Consider the following 17,348-nt stretch of genomic DNA (forward strand, 5'->3'; position numbering starts at 1 on the left):
GATGTTTTTACTGAATGACTTTAGGATAATCCTTAGAAAAACAAGACAAACATTATGGACTATTATTAACTGGCAATTCACTAACAATATCAGCTAATAAATTGAAAATTTCGCTAAATAAGTGTTCACAAAACGGCGCAATCAACGGCATTAATGCGGCGATTAACGCGATGCCTACGGTCAGGGTAAGCGGAAAACCAATCACAAATACGGATAATTGCGGTGCCATACGATTGAGCAATCCCAGCGCCAGGTTCAGCGTTAGCAGCATAGTGATGACCGGTAGCGCCAGCATCATCCCGTTGAGGAAGATCAGACTACCCGCTCTGGCCAGCGCCAGAAAGGCGTTGCTGTTCACCGGATTACCGCCAATAGGCAGGGTGTGGAAGGTGTCGACCAAAAGTGAAATCAGCCACAGATGACCATCAAAAGTCAGGAACAACAGCATCGCCAGCATATCAATGATTCTGGCAAGTACCGGCATATTCAGATGGCTGGCCGGATCAACAAAGGTGGCGAAAGAAAGCCCCATTTGCAGACCGATAATCTCACCTGCCGTACGCACTGCCGCAAAGGCAAACTGCATGGTAAAGCCGAGCGCGATGCCGATCAGAATTTGCTGCATCGCCAGCCATAACGCATTAAACGAAAAAATCGGCACGTCGTTTGGGGGTAAAGAAGGCGCAATGATGAGGGTAATGATGATCCCCAGTCCCAGTTTCACCCGTTTGGGGACGGCTCGTTCACTGAGGATCGGGGCGGTGGTAATCAGCGCCAGTACGCGCAGTAGCGGCCAGAAATAGAGGCTTAACCACTGCAGCCATTGATCGCTGGTGACCTGCAACATTCGTCGTCTTACCCGATGATATACGGCAGATTGGTGAACAGCGTGCGCACGTAATCCAGCAGTAAGTTCAGCATCCACGGCCCGGCCACGATAATCGCCGTAAACACGGCCACGATTTTTGGGATGAACGACAGCGTCATTTCATTTATCTGCGTGGCGGCCTGTAAGATACTGATGATAAGCCCCGTCACCAGCGCGACAAGTAGCAGGGGAGCGGCAAGCGCGAGGGCAACTTTCATGGCCTCGGTGCCAATCATCATGACCGATTCGGGTGTCATTTTTGCCTCTAACTGTAGAAACTTTGTGCAAGCGAACCCACCAACAGTTGCCAGCCATCAACCAGCACGAACAGCATCAGTTTGAACGGGAGAGCAATGGTTGCCGGGGGAACCATCATCATCCCCAGCGCCATCAGCACGCTGGCGATCACCAGGTCGATAATCAGGAAAGGGATGAATATCGTAAAGCCGATCTGGAACGCGGTTTTCAGCTCGCTGGTCACATAGGCGGGCAGTAAAATGCGCATCGGCACGGCTTCTGGTCCCTGAAGCGGACCGCTATTTGCCAGACGGGCGAACAGGGCCAGATCGGCTTCGCGAGTCTGGCGCAGCATGAATTCACGCAGCGGCTGAGCGCCTTTGTCCAGCGCCTCCTGCATCGAGATTTTCTCTTCGCTGAACGGTTGATAGGCCTCGACATAAATCTTATCGATAACCGGCGACATGATGAAAAAGGTCAGGAACAGCGCCAGTCCCAGCAGCACTTGGTTTGGCGGCGCGGACGGCGTACCAAGCGCATTACGCAGCAGGCCGAAGACGATGATGATGCGGGTGAAGCTGGTCATCATCAGCAAAATAGCCGGAATAAAAGTCAGCGAGGTGATGAAGACCAGCGTCTGTACGGGAAGCGACCAGCTTTGTCCGCCGCCGGGCAGCGGTTGGCTCACCAGACCGGGAAGTTGCGCCAGCGCGGCGGGGCTGATAAGCCAGAGACCGGTCAGCGTAAGGGATAACAAACGGCGCATCAGGATCTCCCGGAACGCTTAAGCAAATTCTTCATCATGGCCTGAAAATCGGCAGGAACAGACGGCGTCTTTTCTGGCACGACAGGGGCCGGGGGGAGGGTATGCAGCACATTGATGTTTGATGCCGTGACGCCAAGCACCAGACGTGCATCCTCGACATCAACAATCACCACCCGCTCGCGTGGACCCAACGAGGTACTGGCGGAAACTTTCAGTTCGCGCGTATTGCCGCCTTTCGGCGCAAAACCCAGACGTTTGATGACCCAGGCGGCCGCCAGGATCAACAGGATAATGCCCAACAGCGCGCCGCTTACCTGCATCAGCGGTGAACCCGGTACGGCAGAAGGCGGTTGAACAGTGGTCTGGGTTTTCATCGTTAACGACTCAGACGACGCATACGCTCGGACGGAGTAATGATATCGGTAATACGTACACCGTATTTATCAGCCACGACCACCACTTCACCCTGGGCAATCAAATAGCCGTTGATCAGGATATCCAGCGGTTCACCCGCCAGGCCGTCCAGCGCCACGACGGAACCCTGCGTCAGGCGCAGCAGCTCTTTAATGGTCATGCGTGTGCGACCTAATTCGACGGTCAGTTTGACCGGAATATCCATGATCAGGTCAATATCCTGCAGCGTGCCGCTGACATCGCCACCGCCAAGCTGCTGAAAAACGGCGTCGGCAGCGCTTTTGCTGGTAGTCGTTTTTTGCTCGTTCAACGCGTCAGCCCACAGATCGTCCAATGCGCCAGTGTTCTCATCAGACGGATTATTCATGTCACTCATTTGGGCTGTTCCTCATTCAGCGAATTCAAAATCGGGTTAATCAAATGTTCCACGCGCAACGCATACTGGCCGTTAACCGTGCCGTATTGGCTGGTCAGTACAGGTACACCGTCCACATGAGCAATAATGCGGTCTGGTTTTTCTATCGGCAGGACATCGCCGGGTTGCAGTTTTAATATCTGAGAAAGGCGTAGCGGAATATCAGCAAAATTCGCCACCAGTTCCAGCTCGGAGTGCTGGACCTGACGCACCAGGTTGTCGCGCCAGTTTTGATCTTCGTTACGGGAGTTCTCCAGCGGCGGGTTCACCAGCAGTTCGCGCAACGGTTCAATCATGCTGAACGGCAGGCAGATGTTGAACTCACCGGTCAGGTTGCCAATCTCAACGTGGAAAGGGGTGTTGACCACGATATCGTTCGGTGACGTGGTAATGTTGGTAAACTTCACCTGCATCTCCGAACGCACATACTCCACTTCCAGCGGATTAATGGCCTTCCACGCGTCGCTATAGCCTTCCAGCGCCAGTTTTAACATGCGATTGATGACACGCTGTTCGGTGTGGGTAAACTCGCGGCCTTCCACTTTCGTCGGGAAACGCCCGTCACCGCCAAACAGGTTGTCGACAGCGATAAATACCAGGCTCGGCGAGAACACCACCAGACCCGTACCGCGCAGCGGCTTCAGGTGGATAAGGTTCAGGTTAGTCGGCACCGGCAGGTTACGGGCAAACTCGTGATACGGCTGAATGCGGATCGCGCCGACGGTGATATCCGGGCTACGACGCAGCAGGTTAAACAGCCCCATCCGGAACTGACGGGCAAAACGTTCGTTGATGATCTCCAGCGCCTGCAGACGCTCGCGCACCACGCGACGCTGGGTGTTGGGATCGTAGGGGCGAATTTCACTTTCGCCCGCGATACCCGGAGTCGGCTCGTCTTTCGTCTCGCTGTCGCCATTCAACAGCGCATCGATTTCAGCCTGAGAGAGAATACTGTCGCCCATGTCTTTACCGCAGAATGAAAGCTGTATACAGCACGTCGGTGACGTCCTGTTTGGGTTGTCCGGCAACGAGCGGAGGGGAAAGCGTCTCTTTAATCGCCGCGATCAATTTCTGCTTACCCTCTTCGGTAGACAGCGCGTTGGCGTCCTGACGAGAGAACAGCAGCAGCAGACGGCTACGGACTTCGGGCAAATATTCGTTCAGGCGCGTGCGCGTGGCTTCATCTTTCAGACGCAACGTTACGCCGATATACAGAACGCGATCCGCATCGCCCAGATTGACGGTGAACGTATCCAGAGCGAAGAACACCGGTGCAGGCGGCGGCGGTGGCTCATTGGCCGCCGGAGTGGGATGCTGCTGCATACGCCAGTAGCTATAGCCTGCGGTTGCGCAGGCGGCAAGGGTAATGATTACCAGCAGCGGGATCCAAATTGAGCGTTTGCTCTTTTTGCTAATCGCGGAATCAGTCATCTGATACGGGCTTCCTGTTTCGGTACAGCTTATCGGCTGATTATCCCGTGTCCTGACCACGGCAAAGCGTGGAAAAGACGCGGATAATCGTGCTACCTCTGGCGTTAGGCGAAGATATCGACGGCGCCATTACCGCGCGCGGCGGACCCAAGCGAAGCGGGAACCGCCAGCTCGCTCTCGTCATCGGCCATAAGTCGATCCTGTCCCTGCGTGCGAGCCGTCTGCTGCTGTTGGGTTGAGGAGTGCTGCTGGCCGGCGAAACTCTCGCTGCTAATGCTGCTTTGTCCCAGTTGAATGCCACTTTCCGCCAACTGCGTGCGCAGCGTCGGCAGGGCGGCTTCCAGCGCTGCGCGAACGTGGCTATGCGCGGAGACCATCTGCAATTGCGCCTGGTTATCGTCAAGCTTAAGCGAGATTTGTACCTGCCCCAGATCTTCCGGATGCAGACGCAGTTCCGCACTTTGCTGCCCCTGACGGGTAAACAGCGTGATGTGCTGACTCAGGGATTGCTGCCACTCATGGCTGCCCAGCGGCGCGCTCAGAACCGGTGCGGTGCTGGTGGGGGGCGGCTGTGAGGCGGAGTGCGTAGCTGTGGTCATCGCGATGCCTGGCGTCACGGGGGAAGACGTACTGTCGAGCTCCGCGTTGGCGGCAGCGGCGGCCAGCACAGGGGTGGTGACCGCCTGACCTTTAGCGCTTTCCGCAGCGATTGCCGGCGTCGCACTGTCTGTTTTGCTCTTTTTCGCATCGTCACGGGTCAACGGATTGCCTGCACCCTGCGCGAGTGAACGGGGGTCGGTGCTCAGCGAAGTGCTCAGCGCACTCACTTTTTCACCGGTGGGCACCGGTGGTGTCGAGAGCCCCGGTTGACCCGGCAGCATGGCGAAAAGGGCGCTAAGGTTGGCGAGATCGTCATCGCTGAGGTCAACGGCGCCTTCATCCTGTTGCCCAGACTGGCGAAGGGCCGCCAGCGCGCTGTTCTTTTGTGTGGGCGTCAGGGCAGACAACAGGGCTTGCGCATCGCTCAGCCCTTTTTGCAATTCTTCAGCCTGACCCCCTTTGGCCGCTAACAGGTCGGCCAGTTTCATGGCTTGCGAAGCGTCACCCTCTTGCGCCAGCAGACCTTTTTGCAGCTTACCGCTGGCGGCCTGTAAATCGGCTAACGTCAGCGGCGCGTCTTTGCCCTGTGCGTCGCCTGCGCCTAACGCGCCTGCCAGCAGGGCCAGAAAATCCTGGGCGGAATCCGCCGTCTTCCCGGACGACAAGCCGGTGATAAGGTCTGTGTCTGTGGTGAGCGCTTGGGGTAAGGTGATCATTCTGGTTTCCTCATTGCTGCACGCTGCGCAAATTCATCCATTTTTTTCTGATCCAGGCGGTTTTCAGCCAGTAAAGCTGCCGCGTTCTGTCTGTCTTGTAAGGTTTGCCAGGCCTGAAGTCGCTGTTTTTTTTCACGCCAGCTGTTCAGCGCCACATCCACTTTTTGCGTCCACTGCGTTAACTGCTGGCGGTGCTGTTCCACCGCTTTTTCCAGGGTTTGAATAAATTGCTGGTAGTTAATCCAGCGATTACTGGCAATCCCCTGACTCATATCGCTGTTGAGGTTGCTGCGGTATTCGTTCTGGTAGTCGAGCAGCATCGTGAGCTGTTCTTCCGCCTGTTGAAAACCGCGGCGCATTTCACCTAACAGCAGCGCGGCGTCATCTACCTCTTTTTCGGCGAGATCTTTGAGCGTTGCCAGTGCACCATGTTCAGCCATGACCATTACCCTCCTGCTTTATCACACCGCCGGGAAAATCAGATCGAGCGCCGACAGGGAATCTTCCCAGTCAGCGCGTTCGAAAATACCTTGCTGCAAAAACGCCTCCAGCTGTGGCCATAGTGCGATGGCTTTATCGAGCATCGGATCGCTGCCTTTGGCATAGGCGCCGACGCTGACGAGATCGCGGTTGCGCTGGAAGCTCGACAGCAGTTGCTTGAAGTGACGCACTTTGGCGTAGTGTTGTTCCGTTATCAGCGCCGTCATCGCACGGCTGATCGACGCTTCAATGTCGATAGCGGGGTAGTGTCCGGCCTCCGCCAGACGGCGCGACAGCACAATGTGACCATCAAGGATGGCGCGCGCCGAGTCGGCAATCGGGTCCTGCTGATCGTCACCTTCGGTCAGCACCGTATAAAAGGCGGTGATAGAACCGCCGCCGTGGATCCCGTTTCCCGCACGTTCAACCAACGCCGGAAGTTTGGCGAATACCGACGGCGGATAGCCTTTAGTGGCCGGTGGTTCACCGATCGCCAGCGCGATTTCACGCTGAGCCATGGCATAACGGGTCAGGGAATCCATGATCAGCAACACGTGCTGACCGCGATCGCGGAAATCTTCGGCGATGCGGGTGGCATAAGCCGCACCCTGCATGCGCAGTAAGGGCGACACGTCCGCTGGCGCGGCGATCACGACCGAACGCGCCCGCCCGTCGGCACCGAGAATATTCTCGATAAAATCTTTCACTTCACGGCCACGTTCGCCAATCAGCCCGACGACGATGACGTCGGCTCGGGTATAGCGCGCCATCATGCCAAGCAGCACGCTTTTCCCAACGCCGGAACCGGCGAACAGGCCCATACGCTGGCCGCGGCCGACGGTTAACAGGGCGTTGATCGGTCGCACGCCGGTATCCAGCACATGCTCAATTGGCGTACGCTGCAACGGGTTAAACGGCTGGGTAATCAGCGCTCCGGTTTCCGTGGTGTCGGGGGAGGGCAGACCGTCGAGCGGTTTGCCGCTGCCGTCGAGCACACGACCTAACAGTGCCGGACCCAGCGGCAGTTGTTTACCGCTTTGCAATCCTTCACCGGCGATGTTTTTGGCATAGACACGTGCGCCGGGCAGAATGCCTTCGACCTCTTCAAGCGGCATCAGAAACAGGCGCTGACCGTTAAAGCCCACCACTTCACTTTCCACTTCGCGGGTTTCCGTTCCGTCCTGGCGTTCAATCACGCAGGTCGCGCCGAGCGGCAACTGCAACCCGGTGGCCTCCAGCACCAGGCCGGTGGCGCGGGTCAGTCGTCCGTAGCGACGAACGGCCGGAAGCTGCGCCATTTTGGCTTCGAAGTTATCCAGCGTTGTCAACCAGCGGGTCAGGCGTGAGGTCATCAGATCACTCCCGGCGCGGCCAGACGACACAGTTCCTGCCAGCGGGTCGCCACGCTGGCATCGAGATCGCCTTCATCCGCAGAGACTTTGCAGCCGCCGTGGTGCAGGGTCGGATCGCCACGCAAACGCCAGCCGTGCAGGCTGAGAGTGGCGCCGAGCATCTCTTCGACGCGCTGCAAATCATCCGGGTGGACGCGCAGCTGCGGTTTGCCGCTGAACAGGGGCTCCTGCTGTAAGAGCTGCTGGATCTGCTTGATTAAGGCGGAATTATCTACTGCGGGCGTCTGACCAATGACCTGACGCGCGGCTTCCAGCGCCATCTGCATCAGACGTGAAGCGATCACGCTGTCCAGCGCGTCCAGCGTGTTCTGAAATTCGCTAACCAGTTGCTGCATCCGCGCGTGAAGGGGGGCCTGCTGAGAGCGTGCCTGTGTCTGGCCCTGTTCCAGCCCTTGCGTCAGCCCCTCCTGATAGCCCTGGTCGTGACCGGCCTTCCGTCCTTCCGCGAGGCCCGCATTGTAGCCTTGCTCGTGGGCCTGAATTTTCAGCTGCGCTAACTGCTGCTCAAGCTGTTGTTCCGCACTGATCTCTGGCTCATCCTCTTCGGACACGGGCTCCTCGTTGTGCTCCATGGGCACAAACTCAGCCAGCGGTGGCGCGAGATCGTCCGGGGTCCAGATTTTCCACGGCAGCTCGTTAGACATAGGTATCCTCGCCGCTGCCAATCATCATCTCGCCAGTCTCGGCCAGACGACGTACAATCAACAGAATGGCCTTCTGCTCGTTTTCCACCTGCGACAAACGCACCGGGCCACGGTTGGCGAGGTCGTCGCGCAGAATGTCTGCCGCACGTTGCGACATGTTGCGCAGGAATTTCTCGCGCAGCGGCTGTTCCGCGCCTTTCAAGGCGATCAGCAACGACTCGGAATCCACTTCCTGTAGCAAACGCTGGATGCTGCGGTCGTCCACATCGACCAGGTTTTCGAACAGGAACATCTCGTCGATAATTTTTTGCGCCAGCTCGCCGTCGAATTCGCGCACGGCGGTAATAACCGCTTCTTCCTGCTGCGTTTTCATCAGGTTGATAATTTCTGCCGCCGTTCTCACGCCGCCCATTTTGCTGCGCTTGAGGTTCTGACCATCGAGCAGGCCGTTAAGTACCTCGGTCAGCTCCGCCAGCGCGGCAGGCTGTACGCCGCCAAAAGTGGCGATACGCAGCATGACATCATGACGCAGACGCTCGTCGAACAGGGCCAGAATATCCGCCGCCTGACCGCGTTTGAGATGCACAAGGATGGTAGCGATGATCTGCGGGTGTTCGTCGCGAATAAGGTCGGCGGCGCTTTGCGGTTCCATAAAGTTGAGCGTTTCAATACCGCTGGCGGTATCGCGGGTTTCAAGAATATCTTCCAGCAGGCTGGAGGCCCGCTCTTCGCCCAGCGCTTTTACCAGCACCGAACGCAGATATTCGTTGGCATTGATGTTCAGGGCGGCGAACTGCTCGGCTTCCTGCTCAAATTCCGCCAGCACGTCGGTCAACTGTTTGTTAGAGATCTGGCGGACGTTCGCCATTGCTGCGCTCAGGGTCTGCACTTCGCGCTGAGAGAGGTGCTTGAACACCTCCGCCGCGCGATCTTCGCCAATGGTCATCAGCAGGATGACGCTTTTATCGGTACCGGAAAGGGCATTACTCATGATCGTTATTCATCCACTGGCGAATGACCAGCGCCACGACGCGCGGATCGTTATCTGACATTTCGCGAATGCGCTGGCTCATCACTTCTGCGCCCAGACGCTGATTCGCCCGACGCTGCTGAGTCTGCTCATCTTTACTGAGGCGAACCTCAACGGCTTCTTCGGTCTCCTGACGGATCTGCTCACGTTCCTGGGCGGCTTTCGCCTCTTCCGCGCGACGGGTCAGCTGCGGACGAATCGCTTTACGCCACAGGATCCATGCCACCAACAGCACCAGCAGCCAACGCCCGGCCGAGATCAACTGTTCGATAAACAACGGCTGTTTCCAGAACGGCAGCTCGCCTGCGTTGTCATCTGTGGCGCTGAACGGTGAGTTAACGACGTTCAGGGTATCGCCACGCTTGTCCGAGAAGCCCATTGCTTCGCGGGTCAGATCTTCGATCTGCTTCATTTGGTCGGCAGTGAGCGGCAGCGGTTTACCATCCGGCAACGTTTTGTAGTTGACCACGACGGCCACGGACAGACGCTGTATGTCGCCGACGTTCATTTTGGTATGACGAATGGTACGGTCAACTTCATAGTTGCTCGTTTCGTTACGCTGGGTATTACGCGGACCGGCGCTGGCGCTGGTGGCCGTCTGCTGCTGCGCGTTTTGTCCGTTTTGTGCATTCTGCGCATTCTGCTGATTCGCCGGCGGCGTGCTGATGGGGGCCGTATTGGCTGGCGCAGGCTGGTTGGACAGCGCACCCGGTACGCCACCCGGTAGACCTGAGCCAATTTGCTCGCTTTCATTCAGTTGACGTGAACGCAGCGCGGCCTGAGACGCATCGCCGTTTGGCCGATATTGTTCTTCTGTCTGCTCTTTATTGGCGAAATCCAGTTGCGCGGTGACCTGCGCGTGGACATTGCCGTTGCCGACAATCGGTGAGAGTATCGATTCGATACGTCGCTGGACGCGGCCTTCCACGTCGCTGGCGTATTTCAACTGTGCATCGTTCAGATCGCGACTGCTGGTGTTTGACTGGGTAAGCAGATGGCCGGCCTGATCGACCAGCGTCACGTTACCTGGCGGCAGACCTGCTACCGCGCTGGAAACCAGATGCACGACCGCAGTGATTTGACCTTCATCCAGCGCACGCCCCGGTTCCAGATTGACGGTCACTGAGGCTGAAGGGGATTTCTGTTCACGCACGAACAGCGACGGCTTAGGCATTGCCAGATGCACGCGGGCGCGCTTAACCGGGCCAAGGGTTTCGATGGTGCGTGCCAGTTCGCCTTCCAGCGCACGCTGGTAGTTCACTTGCTCGCTAAACTGGCTGATGCCGAACTTTTCCTGATCCAACAGTTCAAAGCCCACCGCACCGCCTTTCGGCAGCCCTTGCTGAGCCAGACGCAGGCGCAGTTCATGAACTTTGTCCGCTGGAACTTCAATCGCGCCGCTGCCTTCGGAGAAGCGGTACGGGATGTTCATCTGGGTCAACTGGGTGACGATCGCGCCACCATCCTGATCGGATAAATTGCTGAATAACGTACGATAATCAGGCGCTTTGGCCCACAGCACCATCGCCACAATAATGGCGACGGCCGCAGAGCTCGCAACAATCAGAGGAATTTTGGGATTCGCACGCAGGCGATTAAGCCACTCGAGAGGTTTAGATGGGGTTGCAGCCGATGCAGTCGCGTTCATCTCGCACCTCGTGACTGTTCGTGGACGGCTTTATTTGCAAAGTGGAACAAGACTCACTCCCGGGTCAGCAAAATCGAAAAATTGACGGTCTCATTATTTGCGGTTTCGTTTTTTTCTATGCGGCAAAAACCGGGGTTTTTTATCGTTATTTAGCGCCTTTATCTTATTGACAAACTGGTAATCTCTGCAGCGTAGAAAACCATCCAGAGGATTATCATGTCAGCGATACAGGGGATTGAAGGGGTTATCAGCCAGCTCCAGGCGACGGCGATGAGTGCCCGGGCGCAGGAGACCGTGCCGCAGTCGACCGTGAGTTTTGCCGGTCAACTGCACGCGGCGCTGGACCGTATCAGCGATACGCAAACCGCCGCCCGCGTACAGGCGGAAAAATTCACGCTGGGTGAGCCGGGGGTTGCGCTCAACGATGTGATGACCGATATGCAAAAAGCGTCAGTTTCGATGCAGATGGGTATTCAGGTGCGCAACAAACTGGTATCGGCCTATCAGGAAGTGATGTCCATGCAGGTGTAAATTTTAATGCCGGATGACGCTTATGCTTATCCGGCCTACGGGCGCTGCAACGTAGGCCGGATTAATCGGGTAACCTCTATTTTTGAATCAAATAGCGAATCGTCGGTCCATCCTGCTGAATATCCAGCACGGTGTAGCCGTGGTTGCGCGCATCCAGCGGAATGTTGTTAATGGACTGCGGGCAGTCGCTGACCACTTCCAGAATTTCCCCTTTTTGCAGTTGCGGCATCGCTTCCAGCGTCGCCACGGCAGGGTAAGGGCAGGGCTCGCCGACCATATCAAGGCGATAATCAGGAACGATATTTTTCATGCGGATTCCTTAGCAGGGGTCAGCCCGGCGCGACGAAAGAAACGTTTTTCCCAGCCGATGATAAACATCAAGGCCGCAAACAGCAGCAGATAGGTCACCAGCAGGCCACCGAGCGGACCGAAGGTATTGAGCAGGTTGATTTTATCCCAGTTGGTGGCAAGTGCAGGGGCGAAGTCATCCCAGTAGTAGGCCAGAATCGTTGAGCCGATGACGTTACCGAGACCCACCCACCAGTAGTGTACCTGGCCTTCTACCGCACGATACATCCAGCCGGTTTCACAGCCGCCCGCCAGCACAATACCAAAACCAAACAACAGCCCGCCGATTACCGCATTCGGGCCCGCCCACATGATTTTGGCTTCCACACCAAGCTGTACGTAGCTGAAAATCCCGATCGCACTGACGCCCATCCCAAAGATAATTGCCTTTGCCATATGGGTGCGTCCGGTGATCCACAGATCGCGGAAGGCGGAGGTGAAGCAAATCTGTGCGCGTTCGATTAACAGCCCAAAGCCAACGCCGAACAGCATCGCCAGTCCCAGTTTTGGTTGATTCATGGCGGTCAGCAGCGCCCAACCTACCATACCGATAAACACCAGCATGCCGAGACGGAATCGACGGCGCGCCTGTTCCGGCTTCTGCGTTAGCGGTGACGCGGCGGAGACTTTCTGCATTTTGACCGGGATGCGAAATAGCGGCAGCAGGGTGAATCGTGCGCCGAACCAGGAGCCGATGGCGGTTGCCAGGGCAAAGAACCAGGCGTGCAGGGAAAACTGAGGAATACCGGTAAAGAATGCCGCCAGATTACACCCCATCGCCATACGTGCGCCAAACCCGGCGATGATCCCACCCAGCACCGCCTGCATGATGCGGATGCGACTGCGCGGCAGGCGTAGTTTGACGTTGTTGGCCCACAACGCTGCCGCGAAGCAGCCGCCGAACATCCCGAGGATCATCATCCCGTCGATGCGGGTGAGCGGACTGCCTTCCAGGTGGATCAGCTTGTAATAACCCCATTCTTCCGCATGGACGCCAAACAGTTGCAGGATTTGTCCGCCCCAGCGGGTAAATTCACCCGTGACGGCCCAGAAGGTGCCGGTGATGCCAAAATAATAAGTAGAGAGAATACCCGCTGCGATGACCGCAGGGATGGGCGCCCAGAATTTAACTAACCAGGCTTGTTTGAATTGTTGCCATGACATGTGTTTTGCCTCTGAACTCAGAAGGTGTGAAACAAGAAAGCGGATAGTACACCACGGCGGCAATTTTGCCTGGTACTATTACGCGGTAATCCCAAATGGATCAAAGTTCTGCTGGCACCGCGAAAGGCTGGCGACCGCAGGCCTTTAATGCCACAATCCTCTTTTCTTCGCATGCAGGATGAATGATGAAAAAATGTGCAATCGTTGGGGCATTACTGATGTTAGCGGGATGCGCCGAGGTGGAAAACTACAATGATGTGGTCAAAACGCCTGCGCCCGCCGGGCTGGAAGGGTACTGGCAGACTAACGGGCCGCAGCGCAAACTGGTGAGCCCAGAAGCCATTGCCAGTCTGGTGGTGACCAAAGAGGGCGATACGCTCGATTGTCGCCAGTGGCAGAGGGTTATTGCGCTGCCGGGTAAGCTAATGATGTTGTCAGGTGACTTAACCAACGTGACGGTCAAACGTGAACTTTATGAGATCGAGCGGGAAGGGAACACCCTGGAATATGACGGGATGACCCTGCAACGCGTGGATCGCCCAACGGTGGAATGTGCCGCCGCGCTGGAAAAATCCCCGCTGCCAACGCCATTACCGTAATCAGTTGACCCCGACAGTCCTCCCTGTCGGGGCGCTTCATCAGATCACCTCTTCAATGACCCACACGCTGACGCTGCCGCCATTGCAGTAAAACGTGGCCTCGCCATTTTCGTCAGTGACGACGCTTTCCTCGCGGTTTCCCAGATAGTCTCGCCAGGTTTTATTGCCGTAGTTTTCACCCAGCGTAAGCGTTTTTTCACCGTCGTCGCCATTGGATAACACCACTACGCATCCGGGATCGTCGTCCGTTCCGCTACGGCTGAAAGCAATGCAGTTGGGGTGATCAAACCAAAGCGTCTGAATGCCGTGGGCGAAACGCTGGCGGGCAAGAATGAGTTCGGGGAGTTGCTCAATGACTGGCATGTCGATGGCATAGGTTTCTCCGTCTCCTCCGGTATCTTCATAGTGCGCACCATACAGATCGGGATAGAAAACCGACGGTACGCCATTTTCCCGCAGCAGGATAAGCGCATAGGCCAGCGGTTTAAACCACGCTTCAACGGGTGCTTCCAGCGCCTGCAACGGCTGGGTGTCATGGTTGGCGACCAGCGTCACGGCGTGAAACGGATCGGCTTCTACCAGCGTGCCGTTGAAGATCTGACTCATGTCGTAATCACGTCCCTGGCGCGACGCTTCATGAAAATTGAGCTGTAACGGGGCGTCGAACAGCATCGTTTTGCCTTCCACCTGGTCGATATAGGTTTGTAGCTTATCTACTTCATGCGACCAGTATTCGGCGACAATAAACAGCGGCTTCGGCGCCACCTCCTGAACATGTTCAATCCACTCTTTATAGAACCAGGCCGGAATGTGCTTTACCGCATCGAGACGAAAGCCGTCACACTGAGTTTGTTCCATCACCCAGCGCGCCCAGTATTTAATCTCTTCGGTGACGGCGTGATTACGAAAGTCGATATTTTCGCCCATCAGGTAATCAAAATTGCCCAGCTCGTCATCAACCTGGTCGTTCCAGCCCTCGCCGGTATAATCGTTGACGATTTTAAAGATGCCGTCTTCGTCAGGATTTTCGATGTGGTCGATGCCGCTGAAGCATTTGAAATCCCAGATGAACTGAGAGTACTGACCGCCCCGCGCCGGGAAGGTGTAACGGGTCCAGCCTTCGCATTCGATGATCTCATCCGCAATCTGTGTGCGATCCTCTTCGTTGACGCGCTGTACACGGATGGCCTCTTTTTCGTCCGCTCCCATTTTGTGATTCACCACCACGTCGAGCAGCACCGCGATGTCATTTTTCTTCAGCGCGGCGATAGCCGCCAGTAGCTGTGCCTTATCACCATATTTGGTGGCAAGGGTGCCTTTTTGGTCAAACTCGCCGAGATCAAACAGATCGTAAGAGTCATAGCCGACGGAGTAGCCGCCTGACGCGCCTTTATAGGCGGGCGGTAACCAGACCATGTTGATACCGATATCATTGAGGCTGTCTGCGCGCTCTGTTACCTCTTGCCAGAGTTTGCCGCCTTCGGGGTAATACCAGTGGAAGAACTGCAATAACGTGGGGTTTTTCATCTTCCGTGCTCCAGATGTCTTTTGGACGACCTCTGGAGTATGGAAGATTTTTGCTAACGTAGCGGGAATTATTGTGGGGCAGTGGGGGCGTCGGGTACCAGGAGCATGCCAGAAAGCCGACCATACGCATTGTTGAGCGACTGTTGACGCGTTGACTGACCGATCAGGCCACTGAGCTCATCGAGCCGTTGGCGCAGTAAACCTTTCAGGAGTTCTTCGTTATCCAGCGTCTGTTTGATATGACTGGCCACGATATCCTGAACACTGCGTGTTATGCCCGGTGGAGTTTGCGTTTCAACGACCGCTTCAATACTTTGCAGATAGGTGACTTCCTGTTCCAGTAAAAGGTCCCATTCACCCCGCTGCGCAAGTTCGAGCAGCGACTGACTGAGCAGCGCAATGCGCTGCCAACGGTTGATAAACTCCACGGCTGAGGTCATTAACGAGACTCCTGGGAAGATGCTTTTGGTGAAATCTGTTTCCAGGCTTCCGCAATGTTGCCGAGTAACCCTTCCACTTCTTCAATGGCTTGACTGTCATTGCGTAAATTAGCGAGTAATAAACGACGAATCATATAGTCATACAACGCGGCAAGATTGGCGGCAATCTCGCCGCCGTTCTCCTGATCCAGCCCTGCTTTCAGACCGTTATCAATGATGTTGATAGCCTTACTGAGCGCTTCTCCTTTGGCGATAATATCACCTTGCTCTAAAAACAGACGAGCGCGCACCAGAGCACTGTTTGCGCCATCAAACAACATTTCGATCAACTGGTGCGGACTCGCACTCATCACGCCGCTTTCCACGCTGACTTGCGCATAAGCTTTGGTACCGCTCGCGGTATACATGTTTACCTCGGGTTATCAGGAACTGGTCATGGCAGTAAACTGCTGACTTAAGTAGCTACTGGTGCTGTTGAGTTTACTCATCATCGTATCCAGTTGCGTAAACTGAGCTTTATAGCGTGCGATGGTATCGTCGATACTGGTGCTGACGGCCAGATACTGTTTGGTCAGCTTTTTCAGTGTGGCGTTAATATTGTCTTGTGCGCTATCAATAATGCCGTCGTCGGCCAGATAATCTTTAACTTGCTCTGCAATTTTGCTGGTGATTCCGGTTTCTTTACCATCACCAACCAGTAATTCGCGTGTGCCAGCGGTATTTTCATCCAGCGCTTTTTTCAGTTTGGCATCGTCAATTTTTAATTTACCGGTCGTGCCGTCGGATGTGATGCCAATTTCGCTCAGGGTTTTAAAGGCTCCGGTGCTGCCGGCATTAGAAAACTGAGCGCGAATTCCCGTCTGAATAGTACGCACAACGCTATCGCCGAGCAGTGCACCGTTATTTTGATCCTGTTCTTCTGCGCCAGGATCCACTTCTGTGTACTTGGTCAGTGACGAGAAGGTATCAAGCAAGGAGTTATAGGCATCCACCCAGCCCTTAATCGCATCTGTTGCTTTGCTGTTGTCTTTAGTAACCGTCAGGCGTGCGTCGGTGACTTCTTTGGTCAGATTCAGCGTGACGCCCTGCGGCGCATCGGTAATCGTGTTGCTGGGGCGTTCAATATTGATACCATTAACGGTAAGTTGCGCATTCTGCGCGCTAACCAGCTGTTTCATCTGGCCACTGCCAGCGGTACTGTCATAGGCCAATAACTCGTTGAGTTTACTGTCGCCTTCAACCGAAATGGTCATCTGGTTTTCTGTACCAGAGTCTGCGGTGAGTACTAACTGGTAATCGCCTTCTTTTACTTTGACGATACTGGCTGAAATACCGCTATCGGCGTCGTTAATGGCATCACGAATACCTTCCAGAGACGTCTGGTCTTTAGAAAGTTTAATTTCCAGTGGCTCTTTACGCCCGGCTTGTTCAATTTTGATGGTACGAGTATCAGAAGAGGTATCACCCAGCGCATCTTTCGTGGAACTGATGTCAGCGGTGGTGCTTAGTGACTGTGCTTGCGCCAGCTTTGTGACGCTGATGGTGTATGTTCCTGCTGCTGCGCCCGCGGTCGTCGTCGCGGTTAAATCTTCCGTGCTGCTGGTGATGGTTGTGCTCTTAAAAAGATCGGCACTGTTCAGCGTGGTGTTGGCTGTCTGAAACTTTTCCAGTGCGCTTTTTAGCGTGCCATAAGCCGTTAAGCGCGCGGTATTCGCGCTCTGTTGCTGTGTGATAGGCGTTAAGCGTTTTTTCTCTGCAGTGGTCAGGTTCGTCAGCAATGTGTCCAGTGGTAAGTTTGAGCCTACGCCCAATGATGTAAACGAAGCCATGCCTTATTCCTTTTGATTGCAAACAGTAGTTAAACGCGTTATCGGCAATCCCGGGGCAAAGTTTAATAATAGTTTTAGAAAAATAATGCCCGGAATAATGGCGTATAAAGAGGGTATTTCAATGGCTAAGAAAAAATGATTGGGAAACTCAAAATTTTCTAAAGTTCGAAATTCAGGTGCCGATACAAGGGTTACGGTGAGAAACCGTGGGCAACAGCCCAATAACATCAAGTTGTAATTGATAAGGAA

At 55.4% G+C, this 17,348-nt stretch carries 21 protein-coding genes; 2 read left to right on the top strand and 19 right to left on the bottom strand.

The genetic code is table 11. The annotated features are described in order from the left end of the window. Positions 1-52: 52 nt before the first annotated feature. The 13 genes from fliR to fliF all read right to left on the bottom strand — a co-directional run bounded on the left by fliR (position 53) and on the right by fliF (position 10,661). Entirely contained in the window at positions 53-847 is a 795-nt protein-coding gene (gene fliR, locus KE671_RS12800; RefSeq protein WP_206163261.1) for a flagellar biosynthetic protein FliR, read from the bottom strand. An 8-nt stretch (positions 848-855) separates the two neighbouring features. Then, entirely contained in the window at positions 856-1,125 is a 270-nt protein-coding gene (gene fliQ / locus KE671_RS12805) for a flagellar biosynthesis protein FliQ (RefSeq protein WP_044257593.1), read from the bottom strand. Between the two features lie 8 nt (positions 1,126-1,133). Then, positions 1,134-1,871, bottom strand: coding sequence for a flagellar type III secretion system pore protein FliP (gene fliP, locus KE671_RS12810; protein ID WP_043000284.1), 738 nt, complete (start codon positions 1,869-1,871; stop codon positions 1,134-1,136). Next, on the bottom strand, positions 1,871-2,245 hold the full coding sequence (fliO, locus tag KE671_RS12815) for a flagellar biosynthetic protein FliO (RefSeq protein ID WP_206163262.1): 375 nt from the start codon (positions 2,243-2,245) through the stop codon (positions 1,871-1,873). Before fliO ends, fliP begins: the two co-directional genes overlap by 1 nt. A 2-nt stretch (positions 2,246-2,247) precedes the next feature. Next, positions 2,248-2,661: a flagellar motor switch protein FliN gene (gene fliN / locus KE671_RS12820; RefSeq protein WP_042318274.1), complete on the bottom strand. Its 414-nt coding sequence runs from the start codon at positions 2,659-2,661 to the stop codon at positions 2,248-2,250. Beyond that, complete coding sequence (fliM, locus tag KE671_RS12825) at positions 2,658-3,662, bottom strand: flagellar motor switch protein FliM (RefSeq protein ID WP_206163263.1); 1,005 nt, start codon at positions 3,660-3,662, stop codon at positions 2,658-2,660. Before fliM ends, fliN begins: the two co-directional genes overlap by 4 nt. A gap of 4 nt (positions 3,663-3,666) precedes the next feature. Then, positions 3,667-4,131 (bottom strand): flagellar basal body-associated protein FliL, encoded by a 465-nt coding sequence (gene fliL / locus KE671_RS12830; RefSeq protein ID WP_043000286.1) that lies wholly within the window; start codon positions 4,129-4,131, stop codon positions 3,667-3,669. A gap of 104 nt (positions 4,132-4,235) precedes the next feature. Next, positions 4,236-5,447, bottom strand: a complete 1,212-nt coding sequence (gene fliK / locus KE671_RS12835) for a flagellar hook length control protein FliK (protein ID WP_206163264.1) — start codon at positions 5,445-5,447, stop codon at positions 4,236-4,238. After that, positions 5,444-5,887: a flagellar export protein FliJ gene (gene fliJ / locus KE671_RS12840; protein WP_061078061.1), complete on the bottom strand. Its 444-nt coding sequence runs from the start codon at positions 5,885-5,887 to the stop codon at positions 5,444-5,446. Before fliJ ends, fliK begins: the two co-directional genes overlap by 4 nt. A 21-nt stretch (positions 5,888-5,908) precedes the next feature. Beyond that, positions 5,909-7,279 carry a flagellar protein export ATPase FliI gene (fliI, locus tag KE671_RS12845; protein ID WP_206163265.1) on the bottom strand — a complete coding sequence of 457 codons (1,371 nt, stop codon included), beginning with the start codon at positions 7,277-7,279 and terminating at the stop codon, positions 5,909-5,911. Further along, positions 7,279-7,983: a flagellar assembly protein FliH gene (gene fliH / locus KE671_RS12850; protein ID WP_206163266.1), complete on the bottom strand. Its 705-nt coding sequence runs from the start codon at positions 7,981-7,983 to the stop codon at positions 7,279-7,281. Before fliH ends, fliI begins: the two co-directional genes overlap by 1 nt. Further along, complete coding sequence (gene fliG / locus KE671_RS12855) at positions 7,976-8,974, bottom strand: flagellar motor switch protein FliG (RefSeq protein WP_042318283.1); 999 nt, start codon at positions 8,972-8,974, stop codon at positions 7,976-7,978. Before fliG ends, fliH begins: the two co-directional genes overlap by 8 nt. After that, the gene (fliF, locus tag KE671_RS12860) at positions 8,967-10,661 is read right to left on the bottom strand and encodes a flagellar basal-body MS-ring/collar protein FliF (protein ID WP_206163267.1); all 1,695 of its coding nucleotides are present in this window, start codon (positions 10,659-10,661) and stop codon (positions 8,967-8,969) included. Before fliF ends, fliG begins: the two co-directional genes overlap by 8 nt. Positions 10,662-10,877: 216 nt before the next feature. Here fliF and fliE point away from each other — a divergent pair, with 216 nt between their 5' ends. After that, positions 10,878-11,192 (top strand): flagellar hook-basal body complex protein FliE, encoded by a 315-nt coding sequence (gene fliE / locus KE671_RS12865; RefSeq protein ID WP_206163268.1) that lies wholly within the window; start codon positions 10,878-10,880, stop codon positions 11,190-11,192. Between the two features lie 76 nt (positions 11,193-11,268). Here fliE and yedF read toward each other — a convergent pair whose 3' ends face one another. Further along, positions 11,269-11,502 carry a sulfurtransferase-like selenium metabolism protein YedF gene (gene yedF / locus KE671_RS12870; protein ID WP_012906226.1) on the bottom strand — a complete coding sequence of 78 codons (234 nt, stop codon included), beginning with the start codon at positions 11,500-11,502 and terminating at the stop codon, positions 11,269-11,271. Then, the gene (gene yedE / locus KE671_RS12875; RefSeq protein ID WP_206163269.1) at positions 11,499-12,704 is read right to left on the bottom strand and encodes a selenium metabolism membrane protein YedE/FdhT; all 1,206 of its coding nucleotides are present in this window, start codon (positions 12,702-12,704) and stop codon (positions 11,499-11,501) included. The genes yedF and yedE overlap by 4 nt, the downstream gene beginning before the upstream one ends. Before the next feature lie 185 nt (positions 12,705-12,889). On the opposite strand from yedE, the gene yedD reads away from it, so the two are divergent. Continuing rightward, positions 12,890-13,303: a lipoprotein YedD gene (gene yedD / locus KE671_RS12880; protein ID WP_206163685.1), complete on the top strand. Its 414-nt coding sequence runs from the start codon at positions 12,890-12,892 to the stop codon at positions 13,301-13,303. A 39-nt stretch (positions 13,304-13,342) separates the two neighbouring features. On the opposite strand, the gene amyA is transcribed toward yedD, so the two are convergent. The 4 genes from amyA to fliD all read right to left on the bottom strand — a co-directional run bounded on the left by amyA (position 13,343) and on the right by fliD (position 17,099). Then, a complete protein-coding gene (gene amyA / locus KE671_RS12885) occupies positions 13,343-14,830 on the bottom strand; it encodes an alpha-amylase (protein ID WP_206163270.1) in 1,488 nt (495 codons plus the stop codon). A 68-nt stretch (positions 14,831-14,898) separates the two neighbouring features. Beyond that, positions 14,899-15,270 (bottom strand): flagella biosynthesis regulatory protein FliT, encoded by a 372-nt coding sequence (fliT, locus tag KE671_RS12890; RefSeq protein ID WP_206163271.1) that lies wholly within the window; start codon positions 15,268-15,270, stop codon positions 14,899-14,901. Beyond that, positions 15,270-15,677: a flagellar export chaperone FliS gene (gene fliS / locus KE671_RS12895; RefSeq protein WP_206163272.1), complete on the bottom strand. Its 408-nt coding sequence runs from the start codon at positions 15,675-15,677 to the stop codon at positions 15,270-15,272. The genes fliT and fliS overlap by 1 nt, the downstream gene beginning before the upstream one ends. 15 nt (positions 15,678-15,692) lie before the next feature. Beyond that, positions 15,693-17,099, bottom strand: coding sequence for a flagellar filament capping protein FliD (gene fliD, locus KE671_RS12900; protein ID WP_206163273.1), 1,407 nt, complete (start codon positions 17,097-17,099; stop codon positions 15,693-15,695). Positions 17,100-17,348: the final 249 nt, after the last annotated feature.

The organism is Citrobacter amalonaticus (assembly GCF_018252635.1).
Classification (GTDB): Bacteria; Pseudomonadota; Gammaproteobacteria; order Enterobacterales; family Enterobacteriaceae; genus Citrobacter_A; species Citrobacter_A amalonaticus_E.